This is a genomic window from Alkalicoccobacillus porphyridii (assembly GCF_007293315.1).
In the GTDB taxonomy this organism is placed as follows: Bacteria; Bacillota; Bacilli; order Bacillales; family Bacillaceae_D; genus Alkalicoccobacillus; species Alkalicoccobacillus porphyridii.
The window spans coordinates 1-247 of the sequence record NZ_VLXZ01000363.1; the positions used below are offsets into that span (position 1 = coordinate 1).

Annotated in this window: 1 pseudogene; it reads left to right on the forward strand. The window is 76.1% G+C overall.

Going from position 1 to position 247, the window contains the following annotated elements:
• Positions 1-247: pseudogene (locus FN960_RS22980) on the forward strand (carbohydrate kinase); the annotation flags it as partial.

The following is a 247-nucleotide window of genomic DNA, read 5'->3' on the forward strand; positions in this document are numbered from 1 at the left end:
CCTGTACGACCGCATCGACCCCGCCTTCGTGGCCGCGCGCCAGGCCCAGGTCGCGACGGCCGCCCTGCTCGTCGCCGACCTGAACCTGCCGGCGCAGACCATCGAGGCGCTGGTCGGCCAGGCGCGCCGCGCGGAGGTGCCGCTGGTGCTGGTCGCCGTGTCCGAGCCGAAGATGGCGCGCCTGCCGCGCGACCTGGCCGGCGTGCGCCTCTTGATCCTGAACGCCGGCGAACTGGCCGCGCGCGTG